This is a genomic window from Humidisolicoccus flavus (assembly GCF_045689595.1).
GTDB classification, from domain to species: domain Bacteria; phylum Actinomycetota; class Actinomycetes; order Actinomycetales; family Microbacteriaceae; genus Humidisolicoccus; species Humidisolicoccus flavus.
Window position 1 is genome coordinate 519,959 of sequence record NZ_CP142724.1, and the last position, 17,392, is coordinate 537,350.

The 17,392-nt window shown below is 62.2% G+C and carries 16 protein-coding genes; all 16 read left to right on the forward strand.

Annotated elements, in window-relative coordinates:
- The first annotated feature begins 5 nt into the window (after positions 1-5).
- The 16 genes from pyrR (at position 6) to U2H20_RS02570 (ending at position 17,362) form a co-directional block, all read left to right on the forward strand.
- On the forward strand, positions 6-557 hold the full coding sequence (gene pyrR / locus U2H20_RS02495; protein WP_430592930.1) for a bifunctional pyr operon transcriptional regulator/uracil phosphoribosyltransferase PyrR: 552 nt from the start codon (positions 6-8) through the stop codon (positions 555-557).
- The gene (locus tag U2H20_RS02500; protein WP_430592931.1) at positions 554-1,504 is read left to right on the forward strand and encodes an aspartate carbamoyltransferase catalytic subunit; all 951 of its coding nucleotides are present in this window, start codon (positions 554-556) and stop codon (positions 1,502-1,504) included. Before pyrR ends, U2H20_RS02500 begins: the two co-directional genes overlap by 4 nt.
- Complete coding sequence (locus U2H20_RS02505) at positions 1,501-2,769, forward strand: dihydroorotase (protein WP_430592932.1); 1,269 nt, start codon at positions 1,501-1,503, stop codon at positions 2,767-2,769. The genes U2H20_RS02500 and U2H20_RS02505 overlap by 4 nt, the downstream gene beginning before the upstream one ends.
- A complete protein-coding gene (locus U2H20_RS02510; protein ID WP_430592933.1) occupies positions 2,766-3,257 on the forward strand; it encodes a hypothetical protein in 492 nt (163 codons plus the stop codon). The genes U2H20_RS02505 and U2H20_RS02510 overlap by 4 nt, the downstream gene beginning before the upstream one ends.
- Complete coding sequence (gene carA / locus U2H20_RS02515; protein WP_430592934.1) at positions 3,254-4,381, forward strand: glutamine-hydrolyzing carbamoyl-phosphate synthase small subunit; 1,128 nt, start codon at positions 3,254-3,256, stop codon at positions 4,379-4,381. Before U2H20_RS02510 ends, carA begins: the two co-directional genes overlap by 4 nt.
- The gene (carB, locus tag U2H20_RS02520) at positions 4,381-7,659 is read left to right on the forward strand and encodes a carbamoyl-phosphate synthase large subunit (RefSeq protein WP_430592935.1); all 3,279 of its coding nucleotides are present in this window, start codon (positions 4,381-4,383) and stop codon (positions 7,657-7,659) included. The genes carA and carB overlap by 1 nt, the downstream gene beginning before the upstream one ends.
- On the forward strand, positions 7,656-8,471 hold the full coding sequence (gene pyrF / locus U2H20_RS02525; RefSeq protein WP_430592936.1) for an orotidine-5'-phosphate decarboxylase: 816 nt from the start codon (positions 7,656-7,658) through the stop codon (positions 8,469-8,471). Before carB ends, pyrF begins: the two co-directional genes overlap by 4 nt.
- 18 nt (positions 8,472-8,489) lie before the next feature.
- Positions 8,490-9,404, forward strand: a complete 915-nt coding sequence (gene gmk, locus U2H20_RS02530; RefSeq protein WP_430592937.1) for a guanylate kinase — start codon at positions 8,490-8,492, stop codon at positions 9,402-9,404.
- A gap of 98 nt (positions 9,405-9,502) precedes the next feature.
- On the forward strand, positions 9,503-9,754 hold the full coding sequence (rpoZ, locus tag U2H20_RS02535; RefSeq protein WP_430592938.1) for a DNA-directed RNA polymerase subunit omega: 252 nt from the start codon (positions 9,503-9,505) through the stop codon (positions 9,752-9,754).
- A 4-nt stretch (positions 9,755-9,758) separates the two neighbouring features.
- Entirely contained in the window at positions 9,759-10,976 is a 1,218-nt protein-coding gene (coaBC, locus tag U2H20_RS02540) for a bifunctional phosphopantothenoylcysteine decarboxylase/phosphopantothenate--cysteine ligase CoaBC (RefSeq protein WP_430592939.1), read from the forward strand.
- Positions 10,973-12,160, forward strand: a complete 1,188-nt coding sequence (gene metK / locus U2H20_RS02545; protein ID WP_430592940.1) for a methionine adenosyltransferase — start codon at positions 10,973-10,975, stop codon at positions 12,158-12,160. Before coaBC ends, metK begins: the two co-directional genes overlap by 4 nt.
- On the forward strand, positions 12,160-14,079 hold the full coding sequence (locus U2H20_RS02550) for a primosomal protein N' (RefSeq protein WP_430592941.1): 1,920 nt from the start codon (positions 12,160-12,162) through the stop codon (positions 14,077-14,079). The genes metK and U2H20_RS02550 overlap by 1 nt, the downstream gene beginning before the upstream one ends.
- Positions 14,079-15,017 carry a methionyl-tRNA formyltransferase gene (fmt, locus tag U2H20_RS02555; RefSeq protein ID WP_430592942.1) on the forward strand — a complete coding sequence of 313 codons (939 nt, stop codon included), beginning with the start codon at positions 14,079-14,081 and terminating at the stop codon, positions 15,015-15,017. Before U2H20_RS02550 ends, fmt begins: the two co-directional genes overlap by 1 nt.
- Complete coding sequence (locus U2H20_RS02560) at positions 15,004-16,380, forward strand: RsmB/NOP family class I SAM-dependent RNA methyltransferase (protein WP_430592943.1); 1,377 nt, start codon at positions 15,004-15,006, stop codon at positions 16,378-16,380. Before fmt ends, U2H20_RS02560 begins: the two co-directional genes overlap by 14 nt.
- Positions 16,381-16,382: 2 nt before the next feature.
- Positions 16,383-17,102, forward strand: a complete 720-nt coding sequence (gene rpe, locus U2H20_RS02565) for a ribulose-phosphate 3-epimerase (RefSeq protein WP_430593577.1) — start codon at positions 16,383-16,385, stop codon at positions 17,100-17,102.
- A complete protein-coding gene (locus U2H20_RS02570) occupies positions 17,099-17,362 on the forward strand; it encodes a phosphoribosyl-ATP diphosphatase (protein ID WP_430592944.1) in 264 nt (87 codons plus the stop codon). Before rpe ends, U2H20_RS02570 begins: the two co-directional genes overlap by 4 nt.
- The last annotated feature ends 30 nt before the right edge of the window (positions 17,363-17,392 follow it).

The following is a 17,392-nucleotide window of genomic DNA, read 5'->3' on the forward strand; positions in this document are numbered from 1 at the left end:
TCTGTATGAGTGCACGTACGGTGCTGCACGAAGCAGATATTTCGCGCGCTTTGACGCGTATCGCCCACGAAATCGTTGAGGCGAATCAGGGTGCCTCCAACTTGGTGCTCCTTGGCATCCCCACCCGCGGCGTGAATCTCGCCGAGCGGCTGGCAGAACGAATTGCGCACATCGAGGACGTCGAGTTCGCGGGTGCGGTCGGAACTCTCGACATCACGATGCATCGGGACGACTTGGCGCGAAACACCGCTCGCACGCCGAGCCCCACCAACATCCCGGATCGAGGGATCGACGATGCGATCGTCGTGCTCGTCGATGATGTGCTCTATTCGGGACGTTCGATCCGTGCAGCACTCGATGCGCTTGCAGATCTCGGACGTCCGCGCGCGGTGCGCCTTGCTGTTCTCGTCGATCGCGGGCACCGGGAGTTCCCGATCAGAGCAGACTTTGTCGGCAAGAATCTTCCGACCTCCCGTCAAGAACGCGTCTCGATCCTCCTGAAGGAGATCGACGGCATCGACGCGGTCACACTCGAGCCGGTCGAGGAGCGCGCATGAAACATCTCCTCTCGACGACGCAGTTCTCTCGTGATTCAGCAGTTCACCTGTTGGATATCGCGGAGGACATGGCCATCGTCAATACCCGAGACATCAAGAAACTCCCTGCACTGCGCGGCAAGACGGTCGCGAACCTGTTCTTCGAAGATTCGACGAGAACCCGCCTGAGCTTCGAGGCGGCCGCAAAACGCCTCTCCGCTGACGTCATCACCTTCAGTACGAAGGGTTCGAGCGTCTCAAAGGGAGAAGGGCTGAAAGACACTGCGCAGACCCTCGAGGCGATCGGTGCCGACGCGGTCGTCATCCGCCACTCGGCGTCGGGCGCCGCCGACGTGCTCGCCTCTCGAGGGTGGATCTCGGCGAGTGTTGTCAACGCGGGCGATGGAACACATGAGCATCCGACACAGGCGCTCCTCGATGCCTTTACGATGCGACGTCGACTCCACGGGGATGCTTCGCGAGGCCGCGACCTGTCTGGAGTGCAGATCGCCATCGTCGGCGATATTCTGCATTCGCGCGTTGCTCGGTCGAATGTGTGGCTGCTACAGACGCTCGGTGCCGAAGTCACGCTGGTCGCACCGCGGAACTTGCTCCCTCGAGGTGTCGAATCGTGGGGCATCAAGGTTTCGCACGACCTCGACGCCGTCGTCGATTCGAAACCCGATGCGGTCATGATGCTGCGTGTCCAGCGCGAACGGATGTCCGGTGCGTTCTTCGCCTCGGAGGGCGCCTACGCGAGCGCTTGGGGGCTCACCGAGGAACGCTTCGCACGACTTCCAGAGAGTACGATGATTTTGCACCCCGGACCGATGAACCGGGGACTCGAAATCTCCTCTCGCGCCGCTGATTCGCCGCAGTCCACTGTGATCGAACAGGTGACGAGCGGCGTCGCGGTGCGAATGGCAGTGCTCTTCGCAGTGCTTTCAGGCGAAAGGATCTCCGTATGACGATGATCATCACAGGCGCATCGCTCTTGGGAGCGACCGCTGCCGACATCGGTGTGCAGGACGGACGATACGTCGACCCGAAGGAACTTCCGGTCGGAACTCGCAGGATCGACGCCGCAGGCCTGATCGCACTGCCCGGCCTGGTCGATCTGCACACGCACCTGCGTCAGCCAGGGGGAGAGCAATCTGAGACGGTTGTGAGTGGCGTACGGGCCGCCGCCGCCGGAGGCTTCACGACGGTCTTCGCGATGGCGAATACGAATCCCGTCTCCGACACCCCGGCCATCGTCGAACAGGTCCTCGACCTCGGTGTCGCCGCTGGCGGCGCAACAGTGCAACCGATCGGAGCAGTCACCGTCGGTTTGGCAGGCGAACAGCTGAGCAACATTGCGGCCATGGCCGCAAGCCGTGCTCGCGTTCGGGTGTTCAGCGACGATGGCAAATGTGTCTCCGACCCCTTGTTGATGCGTCGCGCGCTTGAGATCGTCGCCTCGTTCGACGGCGTGATCGCGCAGCATTCGCAGGAGCCTCGTCTCACCGAGGGAGCGCAGATGAACGAATCGGCGCTCTCTGGCGAGCTCGGGCTCACCGGATGGCCATCGGTCGCAGAGGAAACGATCATCGCGCGTGATGTGCTCCTGGCAAAAGACACGGGTGCGCGTCTGCATATCTGTCATCTCTCGACAGCCGGCAGCGTCGAAGTCGTGCGATGGGCAAAAGCACGTGGGATCGCCGTGACGGCCGAGGTCACGCCGCATCACCTGTTGCTGACCGAGGAACTGATTCGTGGGTACGACGCACGATTCAAGGTCAACCCTCCGCTGCGTCGCGATGAAGACGTCCTTGCACTCCGTGAAGCGCTTGCCGATGGCACGATCGACATCGTCGCGACCGATCACGCCCCGCATACCTCTGACACGAAAGAGTGCGCTTGGGCTGAAGCCTCCTTCGGCATGGTTGGTCTCGAGACCGCTCTCTCAGTCGTGCACGAGTCCGTTGTGCGTTCTGGCCAACTCTCGTGGGACGACGTCGCGCGCGTGCTCTCCTCTGCACCAGCGCAGATTGGCCGAACCACCGCTCCGAGCCGCTTCGTTCCCGGCGAGATCGCCTCCTTCGTGCTGTACGACCCCAATACCCCGACGATCGTCACACCGGAACGCTTGCACGGCAAGAGTGTGAACACGCCGTATCTCGATCGGGAGTTGCCTGGCCGGGTGCACACGACCGTGCAGGCTGGCGAGATCGTGTTCGGTGGCCAGTCATGACCCCCGGACTTTTCGCGATTCTCAGTGCTGTCTTCGTCGTGCTGTTCGCAGCACTCGCTTTCTTCGGATGGCAGTCTCGGTCGAAGCGTCACCCGGGGCTCGTCGAGCCGAGCGAACCGACTGCTGATTTCGTCGCCGACTTCTCGGTCGAAGCGCTCTACGTTGCATCGACGGTGCACGAGCAGCCGTACGAACGAATCACTCGCTACGAGTTCGGCTTCCGGGCACCGTGCGTGATTCAAGTCGGCAACACCGGCGCAGTCATCGAATTGCCGAAGCGCAATGTGTTCATCGCACGATCCGCGATGCTTGCCGCGGGACCCGCAACCTGGACGATCGATCGAGTTGTCGAACCAGGTGGCATGGTGTGTCTGACCTGGGATCTCGGCGAGACCACTCTTGATACCTACGTGCGGGTCCGAAGCGACCAAGCACATTTGATTTCCTATTTGCAGTCCCTTACGGGAGAGAGCGAAGCGACCGCATGACTGATCAAGCAATTCTGATCCTTGAAGACGGAACCGTGTACAAGGGCAAGGCCTACGGGAAGCGTGGCTCGGTACTCGGAGAACTCGTCTTCTCCACCGGAATGACCGGATACCAGGAGACCCTGACCGATCCCTCCTACGCACGTCAGATCGTCGTACAGACAGCGCCCCAGATCGGGAACACCGGGGTCAACGATGAGGACACCGAGTCGCATCGAATCTGGGTCGCCGGCTTCGTCGTTCGGCAGGCCAGCCGAGTCGTCTCGAACTGGCGCGCGACGGAGAGCCTCGAGGCACGACTCGAGCGCGACGGCATCGTTTCGATTGCCGGTGTTGATACGCGAGCGATCACTCGTCGAATTCGCGACGCGGGTGCGATGCGCGCAGGAGTCTTCAGCGGAGACGCCATCACCGAGGAAGCAGACATGCTCGCGCAGGTGCGTGCCGCCGCTGAGATGACCGGGCAGAACCTGGCCGGTGTCGTCTCGGTGACTGAACCATACGAACTGCCCGCAATCGGCGATCGCCTTGCGAAACTCGCCGTCCTCGACCTCGGGGTGAAGACCTCAACTCTTCGCTACCTGCAAGAGCACGGATTCGACATCGTCGTCTTCCCTCAGGATGCGACGATCGAGCAGCTTCGCGCCGCGGACATCGATGCGGCGTTCTACTCGAACGGACCCGGCGACCCCGCGGCGAGCGATTCTCAGATCGCGCTCCTGCAGGCGCTGCTTCGCGACGAAACTCCGTTCTTCGGGATCTGTTTCGGCAATCAGTTGCTCGGCCGTGCACTCGGCTTCTCGACCTACAAGCTGCCGTTCGGACACCGTGGAATCAACCAGCCGGTCCTCGATGTCGAAACCGGACGCGTTGAGATCACCGCGCAGAACCACGGTTTCGCGGTCGACGCTCCCATCGGCGAGATCGTCGACAGCCCGGCCGGATTCGGCCGTGTGCAGGTCAGTCACTACTCACTCAATGACAACGTGGTTGAGGGCCTTCGAGCACTCGACGTCCCCGCCTTCAGCGTGCAATACCACCCTGAGGCGGCCGCCGGTCCGAACGACTCCACCCACTTGTTTGCTCGATTCCGCGACCTCGTCGCATCCAAGAAAGGCCTGTAATGCCAAAGCGGGAGGACATTTCCTCGATCCTCGTGATCGGCTCCGGACCGATTGTGATCGGCCAAGCTGCTGAGTTTGACTATTCGGGCACGCAGGCTTGTCGAGTGCTTCGAGAAGAAGGCATCCGAGTCATCCTCGTGAACTCGAACCCGGCCACGATCATGACCGACCCTGACTTCGCTGACGCGACCTATGTCGAACCGATCACCCCAGAGGTCATCGAAGCGATCATCATCAAGGAGCGTCCAGACGCGATCCTGCCAACCCTCGGTGGCCAAACAGCACTGAACGCGGCGATCGCGCTCGACGAGCAGGGCATCCTTGCCCGCCACGGCGTGGAATTGATTGGTGCGAAGGTCGAAGCGATCCAGAAGGGTGAGGATCGCCAGCTCTTCAAGCAATTGGTGCTCGATGCCGGCGCCGACGTCGCCCGCTCCGCGATCGCGCACACGATCGATGACTCCCTCGCATTCGCGGCCGAATACGGATATCCGGTCGTTGTTCGCCCGTCGTTCACGATGGGCGGGCTCGGCTCCGGATTCGCGCACGACGAGAAGGAACTCCGCCGCATGGTCGGTGAAGGCTTGCACGCCTCTCCGACCACCGAGGTCCTGCTCGAAGAGTCGATTCTCGGCTGGAAGGAGTATGAGCTCGAGCTCATGCGCGACACGGCCGACAACACGGTGGTGGTGTGCTCCATCGAGAACGTCGACCCCGTCGGCGTACACACCGGCGATTCGATCACGGTCGCTCCTGCGCTGACCCTCACCGACCGTGAATATCAGAACCTCCGCAACATCGGAATCCGCATCATCCGCGACGTGGGTGTCGATACCGGTGGTTGCAACATCCAGTTCGCCATCGACCCAGCAACCGGCCGGGTCATCGTCATTGAGATGAACCCGCGCGTCTCGCGTTCGAGCGCACTCGCTTCGAAGGCTACTGGCTTTCCGATTGCGAAGATCGCTGCGAAGCTCGCGATCGGCTACCGACTCGACGAGATCCCGAACGACATCACGAAGGTCACCCCGGCATCATTCGAGCCGACCCTTGACTACGTCGTCGTGAAGGTTCCTCGCTTCAACTTCGAGAAGTTCCCGGCCGCTGACGCTCGCCTCACCACCACGATGAAGAGCGTCGGCGAGGCGATGGCGATGGGGCGCACGTACATGCAGGCTCTGCAGAAGGCCCTCCGGAGTCTCGAGAAGAAGGGCGCGAGCTTCCACTGGCGCGGGGAACCCGGCGACAAGGCAGCACTCCTCGTCGAGAGCGAATTTCCGACCGACGGTCGAATCGTGGCCGTTCAGCAAGCGCTCCGCGCCGGAGCCACGGCAGAGGAAGTCTTCGACGTCACCGCGATCGACCCGTGGTTCATCGATCAGATCGTCCTCATCAACGAGGTCGCAGCGACCGTCTCCGCGGCATCAGAGCTCGATGCCGAAACGATTGCTCTCGCGAAGGAGCATGGCTTCAGCGACGCGCAGATCGCCGAAATCCGCGGAATCGAAGAATCAGAGGCACGCTCGATTCGTCACGGGTTCAACATCCGCCCGGTCTTCAAGACGGTCGACACCTGTGGTGGCGAGTTCCCAGCGCTCACGCCGTACCACTACTCCAGTTACGACTTCGAAACCGAAGTCGTCCCGAGTGATCGCAAGAAGGTCATCATTCTGGGCTCGGGCCCAAACCGTATCGGCCAGGGGATCGAGTTCGATTACTCGTGTGTCCACGCGAGTTTCGCGTTGGCGGACGCCGGCTACGAGACCATCATGATCAACTGCAACCCAGAAACCGTCTCGACCGATTACGACACCTCCGATCGTCTCTACTTCGAGCCGCTGACGCTCGAGGACGTCCTTGAGATCATCCATGCCGAATCGGGCGCAGGTGAACTCGTCGGTGTTGTCGTGCAACTCGGCGGCCAGACTCCGCTCGGTCTCGCTCGCGGCCTCGAGGCAGCGGGAGTTCCGATTCTCGGAACGAGCCCCGACTCGATCGATGCTGCGGAGGAACGTGGACAGTTCCAGGCGATTCTCGACGCAGCAGGTCTCATTGCGCCGAAGAACGGTATCGCCACGAATGAGGCAGAAGCACTCGAGATCGCCAATACGATCGGGTATCCCGTCCTCGTTCGCCCGAGCTTCGTGCTTGGCGGTCGCGGCATGGAGATCGTGTACGACGCTGCGGGACTGCACTCGTACTTCGAACGTATTCTCCAGTACGGACTCATCGGACCGAAGCACCCGCTCCTCGTTGATCACTTCCTCGACGATGCGATCGAGATCGACGTGGACGCACTCTACGACGGGGAACAGCTCTACATCGGTGGAATCCTCGAGCACATCGAGGAGGCGGGTATTCACTCTGGCGACTCGTCGTGCACGCTGCCCCCAGTCGGTCTCGGCTCGGGTCAGTTGCAGGAAATTCGTCGGGCGACTCTCGCGCTTGCCGAGCGCCTGGAGGTTCGTGGCCTCATGAATGTCCAGTTCGCTTACGGCGCCGGTGTCCTCCACGTCATCGAGGCGAATCCTCGTGCAAGTCGTACGGTGCCATTCGTGTCGAAGGCACTCGGAACGCCGATTGCGAAGGCGGCCGCCCTCGTGATGGTCGGGCAGAGCATTGCTTCGATCATCGAAAGCGGCCTCATCCCGGAGCGCGATGGCACCGAGATGCCGGACAACGCACCAATTGCGGTGAAGGAGGCCGTGCTTCCTTTCCGTCGGTTCCGTACAACGGACGGCAAGCTCGTCGACAGCCTGCTCGGTCCGGAGATGCGCTCGACGGGCGAGGTCATGGGTATTGATCGTGACTTCCCACGCGCGTTCGCAAAGAGCCAGGCCGCAGCATACGGCGGACTCCCACAGCAGGGCACTGTGTTCGTGTCAGTCTCCGACCGCGATAAGCGTCAGGTCGTGCTGCCCGTGCACCGTCTCCAGCAGCTTGGGTTCACAATCGTCGCGACTGAGGGAACAGCGCAGATCCTGCGCCGAAACGGCATCGAGACGACGACGGTGCGGAAGCACAGCGACAGTGGTGATGAGGAGTCGATCATCGATCTGATCGACCGCGGCGATATCGACATCGTCGTGAACACCCCGTCGGGAGGCACCGCGCGTGCGGATGGATATGAGATCCGGGCCGCGACGGTTGCGGCGGACAAGGCCATCTTCACGACCATGTCGCAGCTCGGCGCGGCTGTCGCATCGATCGAGGCAGCGGGCAAGGGCTTCGAAGTGACGAGTCTGCAGGAGTACAACGAACGCCGGAACGCCTCATGACCTTCGGCGCGAAGCTGCATGCGGCAGTCGAGCGCTTCGGGCCCCTCTGTGTCGGGATCGATCCTCATGCGCATCTGCTCGATGCCTGGGGCCTTCCCGACACCGCCGGGGGAGTGCGCGAGTTCGCCGATGCCGTCTTGGACGCTTCGATCGGAAACGTTGCGATCGTAAAGCCCCAGGTTGCGTTCTTCGAGCGCCATGGCAGCGCTGGACTTGCAGTGCTCGAGGATGTGCTCGGACGAGCTCGAGAGGCGAACCTGCTCATCATCGCGGACGCGAAGCGTGGTGATGTCGGATCGACCTCGCTCGGCTACGCAGAGGCCTGGCTTCGTCCGGGGGCTCCGCTTGAGGCAGACGCACTGACGATGAATCCGTTTCAAGGCGTCGGCTCGATCGGTGACTCCCTTCGATTCGGACTCGAGCATGGCAAGGGCGTCTTCGTCCTGTGTGCGACGTCGAATCCGGAGGGGATCGAGTTGCAACAAGCGTCCATAGCGACTGGCGGGAACGTTTCCCAACGGATCGAGCACGATGTCGCTTCGTTCAATTCGGGTCACCAGCACGGCAGCATCGGGCTCGTCGTTGGAGCGACGATCGACCCGAGCGCGTTCGGCTTGTCACTGGCTTCTGGGACGCCGATCCTTGCTCCTGGCTTCGGATTCCAGGGGGCGAAGCACGGGTCATATGGTGCTCTGGCGAAGAACGGCGCCACCGTCCTTGCAAGCGCGAGCCGCAGCATTCTCGGTGCTGGTCGCGACGGTCTTGGCGCGGCGATCGAATCGCACCGAATCAACGTCACGAGCGGCGCGTAGAACGCGTATCCTCGAAGAGTGAAAACTGCGGATGAGAACACAAGTGAGCGTGCAGTACCTGATGCCTCGACCGGCTCGGCGGCTGCAGTCGCTGCCCGCAGGGCCCGCGCCGAGATCAAACGGAGCGTGACGGAACGTCAACGCAATGCGATCGACGTCGCAGAAGTTGCGTGGCGGGACCCGAACAGTCCTGAGGCTCGGATGCGCGTGAAGGACCTGCTCGGAGCAATTCCGACACTCGGCCCCGCGCGAATCGAACGAGCCCTTCGCTCACTCGACATCTCGCCATCGAAACGGCTCGGCGGACTGGGAGTTCGTCAACGTCCGCGATTGCAAGAATGGCTTGAACACATGCGCGGCAAGCCGCGACCACGTCGATTGATTGTGCTCGCAGGGCCGACTGCGGTCGGCAAGGGGACCGTGGCGCAATACGTGCGGGAGCACTATCCGGAGGTCCGGCACTCTGTGAGCGCCACCACTCGTGCTCGCCGTCACGGAGAGATCGACGGCGTGCACTACCAGTTCGTCACCGATGCGCAGTTCGACGCGATGGTGGAAGCGGAAGAATTTCTCGAGTGGGCAACCGTGCACAACGCCTACCGATACGGAACACCGCGAACGAGCGTCGAGCGCACCCTGCAAGATGGGCACAGCGTGCTGCTCGAGATCGACCTGCAGGGGGCGCGCCAGATTAAGGAACGCATGCCCGGAGCGCTCCTCATCTTCCTTGCACCGCCGAGTTGGAACGAACTCGTTCGCAGGTTGATCGGGCGTGGGACGGAAGCGCCCGCGGAACAACAGCGTCGGCTCGAGACTGCGAAAGTAGAACTCGCTGCGAAGGACGAATTCGACGCGGTCGTCATCAACCATGACGTCGCTACGGCGGCTCGAGAAGTCGTCGCACTCGTCGAGTCTTCGGGCGACTCGCTCTGAACGCACGCGGAACCACTGAAAACCGCGTAGACTGTTCCTTTAGTGCGCCGACGCTGAGCACCGCTCGCGAGCACACCTACGACCACCTGGAGAGACACATGGCCAAGCAGGGCATTATTCACCCACCAATCGACGAACTGCTGTCGAAGGTCGACTCGAAGTACGCGCTCGTCATTTTCGCTTCGAAGCGCGCTCGTCAGATCAATGACTACTACACGGACCTCCACGAGGGCAGCATGTTCGACAACGTCGGCCCCCTGGTCGACTCGACCCTCGACGACAAGCCTTTGTCGATTGCACTGCACGAAATCCACGAGGGCAAGCTCTCCGTAGAGCGCAACCCCGAGTAATCCAATGCGCATCGTCGTCGGGATCACCGGCGGCATCGCTGCATATAAAGCGGTGCACGTCGTGCGGGAGCTCGTTCTCGCCGGGGCTGATGTTCACGTCGTCCCGACGGCAAGCGCATTGAAGTTCGTCGGGCGACCCACCTTTGAAGCGATCAGCCGGAATCCGGTCAGCGACGAAGTGTTCGACGATGTCGCCATGGTCCGTCACGTTGCACTCGGCCAGTCGGCTGATCTCTGCATCGTCGCTCCGGCAACCGCGAACAGCATCGCGAAGATTGCGAGCGGGCTCGCCGATGATCTCTTGGGGACGACGCTCCTCGCCAGTCGAGCGCCACTCGTCATTGCTCCGGCGATGCACACCGAGATGTGGGAACACCCCGCCACGACTCAGAACATCGCAACCCTTCGCAAGCGAGGCGTCACAATCGTCGGTCCAGACTCAGGTCAATTGACCGGGTCGGATTCCGGTGTCGGCCGAATGGCGGAGCCGCACGCGATCGTCGAGTCTGCGCTGCAGTTGCTCCGCTCCCGTCAAGACCTGCTGGGAGTTCGCGTCGTCGTCAGCGCAGGCGGCACCCGAGAGCCCATCGACCCCGTTCGATTCCTCGGGAACCGATCGAGCGGAACAATGGGTGCAGCAATCGCACAGCGTGCCGCCGAGCGCGGCGCCACCGTGACGCTCGTTGGCGCGAACATGCAGACCGATGCGCCCTCAGGTGTTGCGTTCGTTCCGGTGGGCACGACGGCTGAATTGCGCGAAGTCATGCTGCAACAAGGTGACGCCGATGTCATCATCATGGCCGCAGCAGTCGCCGATTATCGCCCGGCCGAGCGCAGTTCCGGCAAACTGAAAAAAGAGACCTGGGGAGACGAGGTTCAGTTGCATCTCGTCCAGAACCCCGACATTCTTCGCGAGCTCGCGCACGCTGAGCGATCCAACGTAGTGGTCGGATTTGCCGCTGAGACGGAGACCGACCCTGCGGCGCTGCGCTCCCTGGCCGTCGCCAAAATCCAACGGAAGGGTTGCGACCTGCTCGTTGTGAATCAGGTTGGCGAGCAACTCGGATTCGGTGAACAGCCAACTCGCATCGAGATCATCGACGCGCGCGGATCGACCGTCGACCGCGCCGAGGGCACGAAGATGTCGGTGGCAGATGCGATTGTCTCAGCGGCACACGATTTTCACTATTCAATGCACACCGATCGCGAGGACTCCGTATGACCCTTCGACTCTTCACCTCTGAATCAGTCACAGAAGGGCACCCGGACAAGGTTTGCGACCAAATTTCGGACGCGATTCTTGACGCGCTCCTGACCGAGGACCCCAACAGTCGGGTTGCAGTCGAAACGCTTGCGACCACCGGACTCGTCCACGTTGCAGGCGAGGTCTCGACTCAGGGCTACGTTGAGATCCCCGCGATCGTCCGCGAAACGATTCGGAACATCGGCTACGACTCATCCGCGCATGGGTTCGACGGCAATTCCTGCGGGGTCACGGTTTCGATCGGTCAGCAGTCCCCGGAAATCTCAGCAGGAGTCACGAAATCACTTGAGGCCCGCGCCGGCGCAGAAGACCCGCATCTGCAACAGGGTGCGGGCGATCAGGGCATCATGTTCGGCTTCGCGTGCGATGAGACGCCCGAGTACATGCCCGCCTCGACGAAAACGGCGCACCGGATCGCAGAAGGGCTGGCTGCCGCTCGTCGCGACGGCACCATCGCCTACCTCGGCCCGGACGGCAAGACCCAGGTCACGATCGGGTACGAGGGCACAACGCCTCGCGTGTTCGACACGGTTGTCGTTTCCACCCAACACCAGAGTGGAATCGATCCTGCCGAACTCGAACACGATGTCTTCACTCACGTCATCGCACCCGCGCTTGCCGAACTCGAGCTCGATGCATCGAACACTCGCATTCTGATCAATCCTGCCGGCCCCTTCGTCGACGGCGGCCCGAAGGCCGACGCAGGTCTCACCGGTCGAAAGATCATCATCGACACCTACGGCGGCGTTGCTCGCCACGGCGGCGGTGCGTTCAGTGGCAAGGACCCCTCGAAGGTCGATCGCTCGGGTGCATACGCAATGCGTTGGGTCGCGAAGAATGTCGTTGCAGCAGGACTCGCAAAGCGTCTTGAGGTGCAAATCGCCTATGCAATCGGGAAGGCAGAACCTGTCGGGCTGTACGTCGAAACCTTCGGCACAGGGACGGTCCCAGACGAGGTCATCCAGCGGGCTGTCGAATCGACATTCGATCTGCGCCCGACCGCGATCATCGAGTCGCTCGATCTCCTCCGACCGATCTATCGCAAGACCGCGTCATACGGACACTTTGGCCGCAACCTCCCAGAGTTCACCTGGGAACGTCTCGACCGAGTCGACGAGCTGCGGGCAGCAGCGGGCATCTAATGTCCGAGGTTGCCCGAGTTCTCATCGACTCGCGGCTGCCGCAACTTGATCGACTTTTCGACTACCGGATTCCCGCGAGTCTTCGAGAACACACGCACCCAGGGGTCCGGGTTCGCGTGCCGTTTCGTGGAGGCAGGTCGGTCAACGGGTACGTGATCGAGGTGGTCGCCCAGAGTTCCTTCGAAGGCGATCTCGACGACGTCCACCAGGTTGTTTCACCTGTCGCTGTGCTTCGCCGAGAGGTGCTCGAACTGCTTCGTGGAGCAGCTGAACGTTCTGCGGGCAATCTTGCAGACATCGTTCGGGTTGCAATCCCTGGACGTCAGGCACGAGTCGAGAAGCGATGGCTCCAAACGCACGATCCAGTTTCGGGGTGCGCTCACTCCGTGACAATGCATGGCCCGTTCACTCGACCCGCGCTTCAGCACGGAGTGCGAAGCGTGCTCGACGTCGAGGCGGGAGTAGCAACGGTCAAAGGCGCTCCGATCGGTCGCTGGGCGGTGCAACTTGCTGCACGGGCGAAAGCCGTGGTCGATTCCGGCGAGCAAGTGATTATCGCGGCTCCGGATGCGCGCGAAATTGCTCAACTCGAGATCGCCCTCTCGGCCGTCGTGCCGACCGAACTCATCGCACGGGTCGATGCCGAACAGGGCAACCCCGACCGCTATGCGGGATTCCTGCGGGCGATCGAGGGCGGACCGCTCGTCATTCTCGGCGCGAGAAGCGCGGTGTACGCTCCGGCCACCGAACTCGGTCTGCTCATCGTCTGGGACGACGGCGACCCGCTGCACAGTGAACCACTCGCACCTGGCGTGCATGCCCGCGATGCAGCACTGATCCGCGCACAACAGACTCGGTGCGAGCTCATTTTTGCTGCGCACGCGCGGAGCCTCGAATCCCAACGACTCATCGAGATCGGGTATTGCCAAGAGATCCTCCGGAGGGAACGCCCCGCAAAGCTCGTCCCGACGGCACTCGCCGCTGAGGAGCAGAGAGCCGCGCGAATTCCAACCTTCGCATGGCGTACCGCAGCCGATGCGCTCCGCGAAGGCCCCGTCCTCGTGCAGGTTGCAACTCCGGGTTTCAGCCCGATGCTCCGATGCTCACGGTGCGAGGAGCGAGCACATTGCGCGGTCTGCGGCGGAGTCCTCCAGCGCGATCGACCCGGCGGAATACCGACCTGCACCGTGTGTGGAGCGTCCGCTCCGGTATGGGAATGCACGGTGTGCCACGGAACTTCGCTCAAGAGTACGGTGATCGGCAGTGAGCGCACCGCACACGAACTTGGGAAGGCCTTCCCCGGGGTCAAAGTCATCGTCTCCGACGGTTCGAGACCAGTGCAAACCGTCGATGACGAGCCTGCGCTCATCATTGCGACCCGCGGTGCCGAGCCCGTCGCCGAAGACGGCTATCGAGCCGTGCTGCTCCTCGATGCGCGCCGCATGCTTGCCCGCGAGGCGCTGAGAGTCGCCGAGGATTGCGTGCGCTGGTGGTCCCGAGCAAGAAGCCTGGCCGCCCGTGATGCGACTGTCGTGCTCGTCGGCGTCGGCGGGTATCTCGCGGCCGACATGACGAGTGATTCAACGGCATCCTTCGCACGCCGCGAACTCGAGGAACGTCGAGCCTTGCGCTTCCCACCGGCTGTGCGAGTCGCGACCGTAACGGGCAAAGCGAGCGAAGTGAGCGCGGTTCTTGCAAGAATGGGAGAGAACGACCACATTGACGTGCTCGGACCGGTCGAGATTCCTGAGCAGCGAGTCCGTTCGATCCTTCGCTTTGACTACAGTCAAGGGCCAATGGTCGCCACGCATCTTCGTGCAGAACTCGTGCGCGCCGCCTCAGGCCAACGCGGAGCCGGTCCTCAATCCCGAGGTATTCGAGTCCGACTCGACGACCCCGATCCATTCCGAGGAGTTTGATGCGAATCATTTTTGCCGGGAGTCCCGCTGCGGCACTCCCGAGTTTGCAACAGCTCGCGCTCGACCACGAAATTGCTGCCGTGCTCACGCGCGCTCCGAGCCCGCAGGGACGCAAGCGAGTCCTCACCCGTACCCCGGTCGCGGAATGGGCGGCGTCCGAGGGGATCACAGTGATCGAACGCAACACTCTGACCGAGCAGACCGTTTTGGAATTGGAACCGCTGAACGCTGAGCTCGGAGTCATTGTCGCGTTCGGTGCGCTCGTGAAAGAGCCCCTTCTCTCGCTCCCGAAGCTTGGTTGGATCAACCTGCACTTCTCGGACTTGCCGCTCTATCGTGGTGCCGCTCCCGTGCAGCGGGCGCTGATCGACGGTCAGACTTCGACCGCGACATCGGTCTTCCAGCTCGTTCCAGAACTCGACGCTGGAGCGTTGTTCTCGACCGAGCATCAGGAGATCAAAAGCAATGAAACCGCAGGAGAACTCCTGCGCCGACTTGCAGACTCTGGCGCACATCAACTCGCGCGCACCGTCAAGGAGATCGCGCAGGGCACCGCATCTGCCGTCGAGCAAAACGGCGATCCCACCTTTGCGCCGAAGTTGCACCTGCAGGACGCGCTCCTCGACGTCGCCCTCGGTGCGAGAGCAACCTACGCCAGGTTCCGGGGTGTGACTCCCGAACCCGGCGCATTTGTGACGATCGACGGCGCAAAGTTGAAGGTGCACGCGATGACGCCTGCTGCAGCCGACGCTCCGCGAATCGAGACCGGCACGATCACATTGCACGACGGCAAGGTGTTGCTCGGTGCGAGCGACGGTATCCTCGAACTCGTCACGGTGCAGCCCGCAGGGAAGCCTCGGATGAACGCCGCCGACTGGCTTCGCGGACGTGGCGGTTCCGTCCAGATCGACCCAGGAGGCAACGTTGTCGAACAGTAACGCTCGGAGTGTCGCGCTTTCGGTGTTGCTCGCCGTCGAGCGAGACGACGCATACGCGAACCTGCTCCTGCCGAGCAAAATCGCTGAGGCGCGGCTCTCGCGCGAAGACGCCGCCCTCGCGACCGAATTGACCTATGGCACGCTTCGGTGGCGCGGACAATACGATGCACTGATTGAACGTGCTTCCGGCCGTGCGATTGCCGACGTTCAACTCGCTGTGCTGAGCGTCCTCCGGATGGCGATCCACCAGATTCTTCGCACCCGGGTTCCGGAGCATGCTGCGGTATTCGAATCCATCGACGCCCTCAGTCCGAAGGCGAAGGGGCCGCGCGGCTTTGCAAATGCCGTGCTTCGAAATCTCGGCCGAGAAGGTGCGGAAGAAGCGCTTGCGGCGATCCTTGCAGAACGCTCCGGTGACGAACGGTTGAGTATCCAGTACTCGCATCCGACGTGGATTATCCGGGCATTCCGGCGGGCTCTCGAAGCAGAGCATGCAGGAGAAGAACTCGAGGCCTTGCTCGCTGCAGACACCGATCACCCGAGCGTTCACCTCGTCGCGCTCCCGGGACTCGCAGAACCAGAAGAGCTCGGTGACGCAACGACGCTGTCACCACTCGGTCGGGTGTTACTCAGCGGCGATCCGGGGCTCATTCCAGCGGTTCGTGAGAATCGTGCTCGCGTGCAGGATTCCGGATCACAATTGGCGGCACTCCTGGTCGCGAGCGCGCCCTACACTCCCGAAGACGGTGCGGATGCTGCTGAGTACTGGCTCGACATGTGCGCCGGGCCAGGTGGCAAGGCGGCGCTGCTCGCCGCCATCGCAGCGCGCAGAGGAGATCGTCTCGAAGCAAACGAGATCGGCGCTGCTCGCACCCAATTGGTCCGACGTGCCCTGGCCGGAATCACTCCGACCCCTCGGGTCGTGACTGGTGACGGCCGCCGGTACGGCGACCGCGCCGCGCAGTTCGATCGGATCCTGCTCAATGCGCCCTGTACAGGTCTCGGCGCGCTCCGCCGACGACCAGAAGCCCGGTGGCGAAAATCACCGAGCGATGTCGCCGAGCTGGCGGCGCTGCAGGAAGAACTCTTCGAAGCTGCGTTCACAGCGCTGAAGCCCGGGGGAGTACTGGCCTACGTCACGTGCTCTCCGCACCTTGCCGAAACCCGAGCCGTGGTGCAGCGAGTTCACGGCCGGAGTCCTCGAATGCAATTGCTCGACACCGGTGAGGTGCTTCGAACGATTGTGCCGGATGCGGCTCCGTCTCCGGGCACGAGTGTGCAGTTGTGGCCGCATAGGAACGAGACCGACGCAATGTTTATCCAATTGGTGACGAAATCCAAGGAAGCCGAGAAAACAGCGTGACAATGATTCGCATCCACCCCAGCATCCTGTCTGCGGACTTCGCAAACCTGGAGCGAGAGCTCACGTCGATCGCCTCCGCAGATGCCGTCCATGTCGATGTCATGGACGGCCACTTCGTCCCAAACCTCACGCTCGGGCTGCCCGTGGTGAAGCGGCTCGCTGAAGTATCGCCGCTCGATCTCGATGTCCACCTCATGATCACCGACGTTGACGAGTGGGCTCCGCAGTACGCGGATGCTGGTGCGCAGAGCGTGACATTCCATGCAGAAGCGACACAGGATCCAGTGTCGCTTGCTCGTGAGCTTCGCGCGCGCGGCGCTCGGGCGTCAATTGCGCTGAAGCCTGCGACGACGGTTGATTCGATTCTCGATCGACTCCACGAGTTCGATCAGGTGCTTGTCATGACGGTTGAACCGGGCTTCGGCGGTCAGGCTTTCATGCCGGACATGATGCCCAAACTCGTGGCACTCCGAGCTGCGGCGAACGATCAGGGCGTCGACCTGCGTCTCCAGGTCGACGGCGGAATTACCGTCGACACGATCGGGACCGCCGTCGAGGCCGGGGCGGACACGTTCGTGGCTGGCTCGAGCGTTTTCCAAGATGATGAGCGTGAGCGCAATATCGCGACGCTTCGTGAGGCCGGCATCGCCGCCTGTGGACACGCATCCACTGCCGCTGGTGGCATCATCGATTCCGCCACTACCGGTACGCTGTCAGAGTGAAAACCTTTGATTCGCTCTTTCTCGAGCTGCAAAAAACCGTCGAAGCCGGAACCCCGGGTTCGGGAACGGTTGCAGCCGTCGAACGGGGCGTGCACTCGATCGGAAAAAAGGTTGTCGAAGAAGCCGCAGAAGTGTGGATGGCAGCCGAGTACGAGGGCGATGAGCAGACCGCACTCGAAATCTCGCAGCTGCTCTACCACCTGCAGGTCATGATGATCGCGAAGGGGCTCACCCCGGCGGACATCTACCGACATCTCTGATTCACTCAGCCCACATCCTCAAACTCTGAC

Excerpts from the sequence above, each read along its gene's own strand:
- pyrR (WP_430592930.1), top strand. The coding sequence starts at position 6 with ATGAGTGCACGTACGGTGCTGCACGAAGCAGATATTTCGCGCGCTTTG.
- U2H20_RS02500 (WP_430592931.1), top strand. The coding sequence starts at position 554 with ATGAAACATCTCCTCTCGACGACGCAGTTCTCTCGTGATTCAGCAGTT.
- U2H20_RS02505 (WP_430592932.1), top strand. The coding sequence starts at position 1,501 with ATGACGATGATCATCACAGGCGCATCGCTCTTGGGAGCGACCGCTGCC.
- U2H20_RS02510 (WP_430592933.1), top strand. The coding sequence starts at position 2,766 with ATGACCCCCGGACTTTTCGCGATTCTCAGTGCTGTCTTCGTCGTGCTG.
- carA (WP_430592934.1), top strand. The coding sequence starts at position 3,254 with ATGACTGATCAAGCAATTCTGATCCTTGAAGACGGAACCGTGTACAAG.
- carB (WP_430592935.1), top strand. The coding sequence starts at position 4,381 with ATGCCAAAGCGGGAGGACATTTCCTCGATCCTCGTGATCGGCTCCGGA.
- pyrF (WP_430592936.1), top strand. The coding sequence starts at position 7,656 with ATGACCTTCGGCGCGAAGCTGCATGCGGCAGTCGAGCGCTTCGGGCCC.
- rpoZ (WP_430592938.1), top strand. The coding sequence starts at position 9,503 with ATGGCCAAGCAGGGCATTATTCACCCACCAATCGACGAACTGCTGTCG.
- coaBC (WP_430592939.1), top strand. The coding sequence starts at position 9,759 with ATGCGCATCGTCGTCGGGATCACCGGCGGCATCGCTGCATATAAAGCG.
- metK (WP_430592940.1), top strand. The coding sequence starts at position 10,973 with ATGACCCTTCGACTCTTCACCTCTGAATCAGTCACAGAAGGGCACCCG.
- U2H20_RS02550 (WP_430592941.1), top strand. The coding sequence starts at position 12,160 with ATGTCCGAGGTTGCCCGAGTTCTCATCGACTCGCGGCTGCCGCAACTT.
- fmt (WP_430592942.1), top strand. The coding sequence starts at position 14,079 with ATGCGAATCATTTTTGCCGGGAGTCCCGCTGCGGCACTCCCGAGTTTG.
- rpe (WP_430593577.1), top strand. The coding sequence starts at position 16,383 with ATGATTCGCATCCACCCCAGCATCCTGTCTGCGGACTTCGCAAACCTG.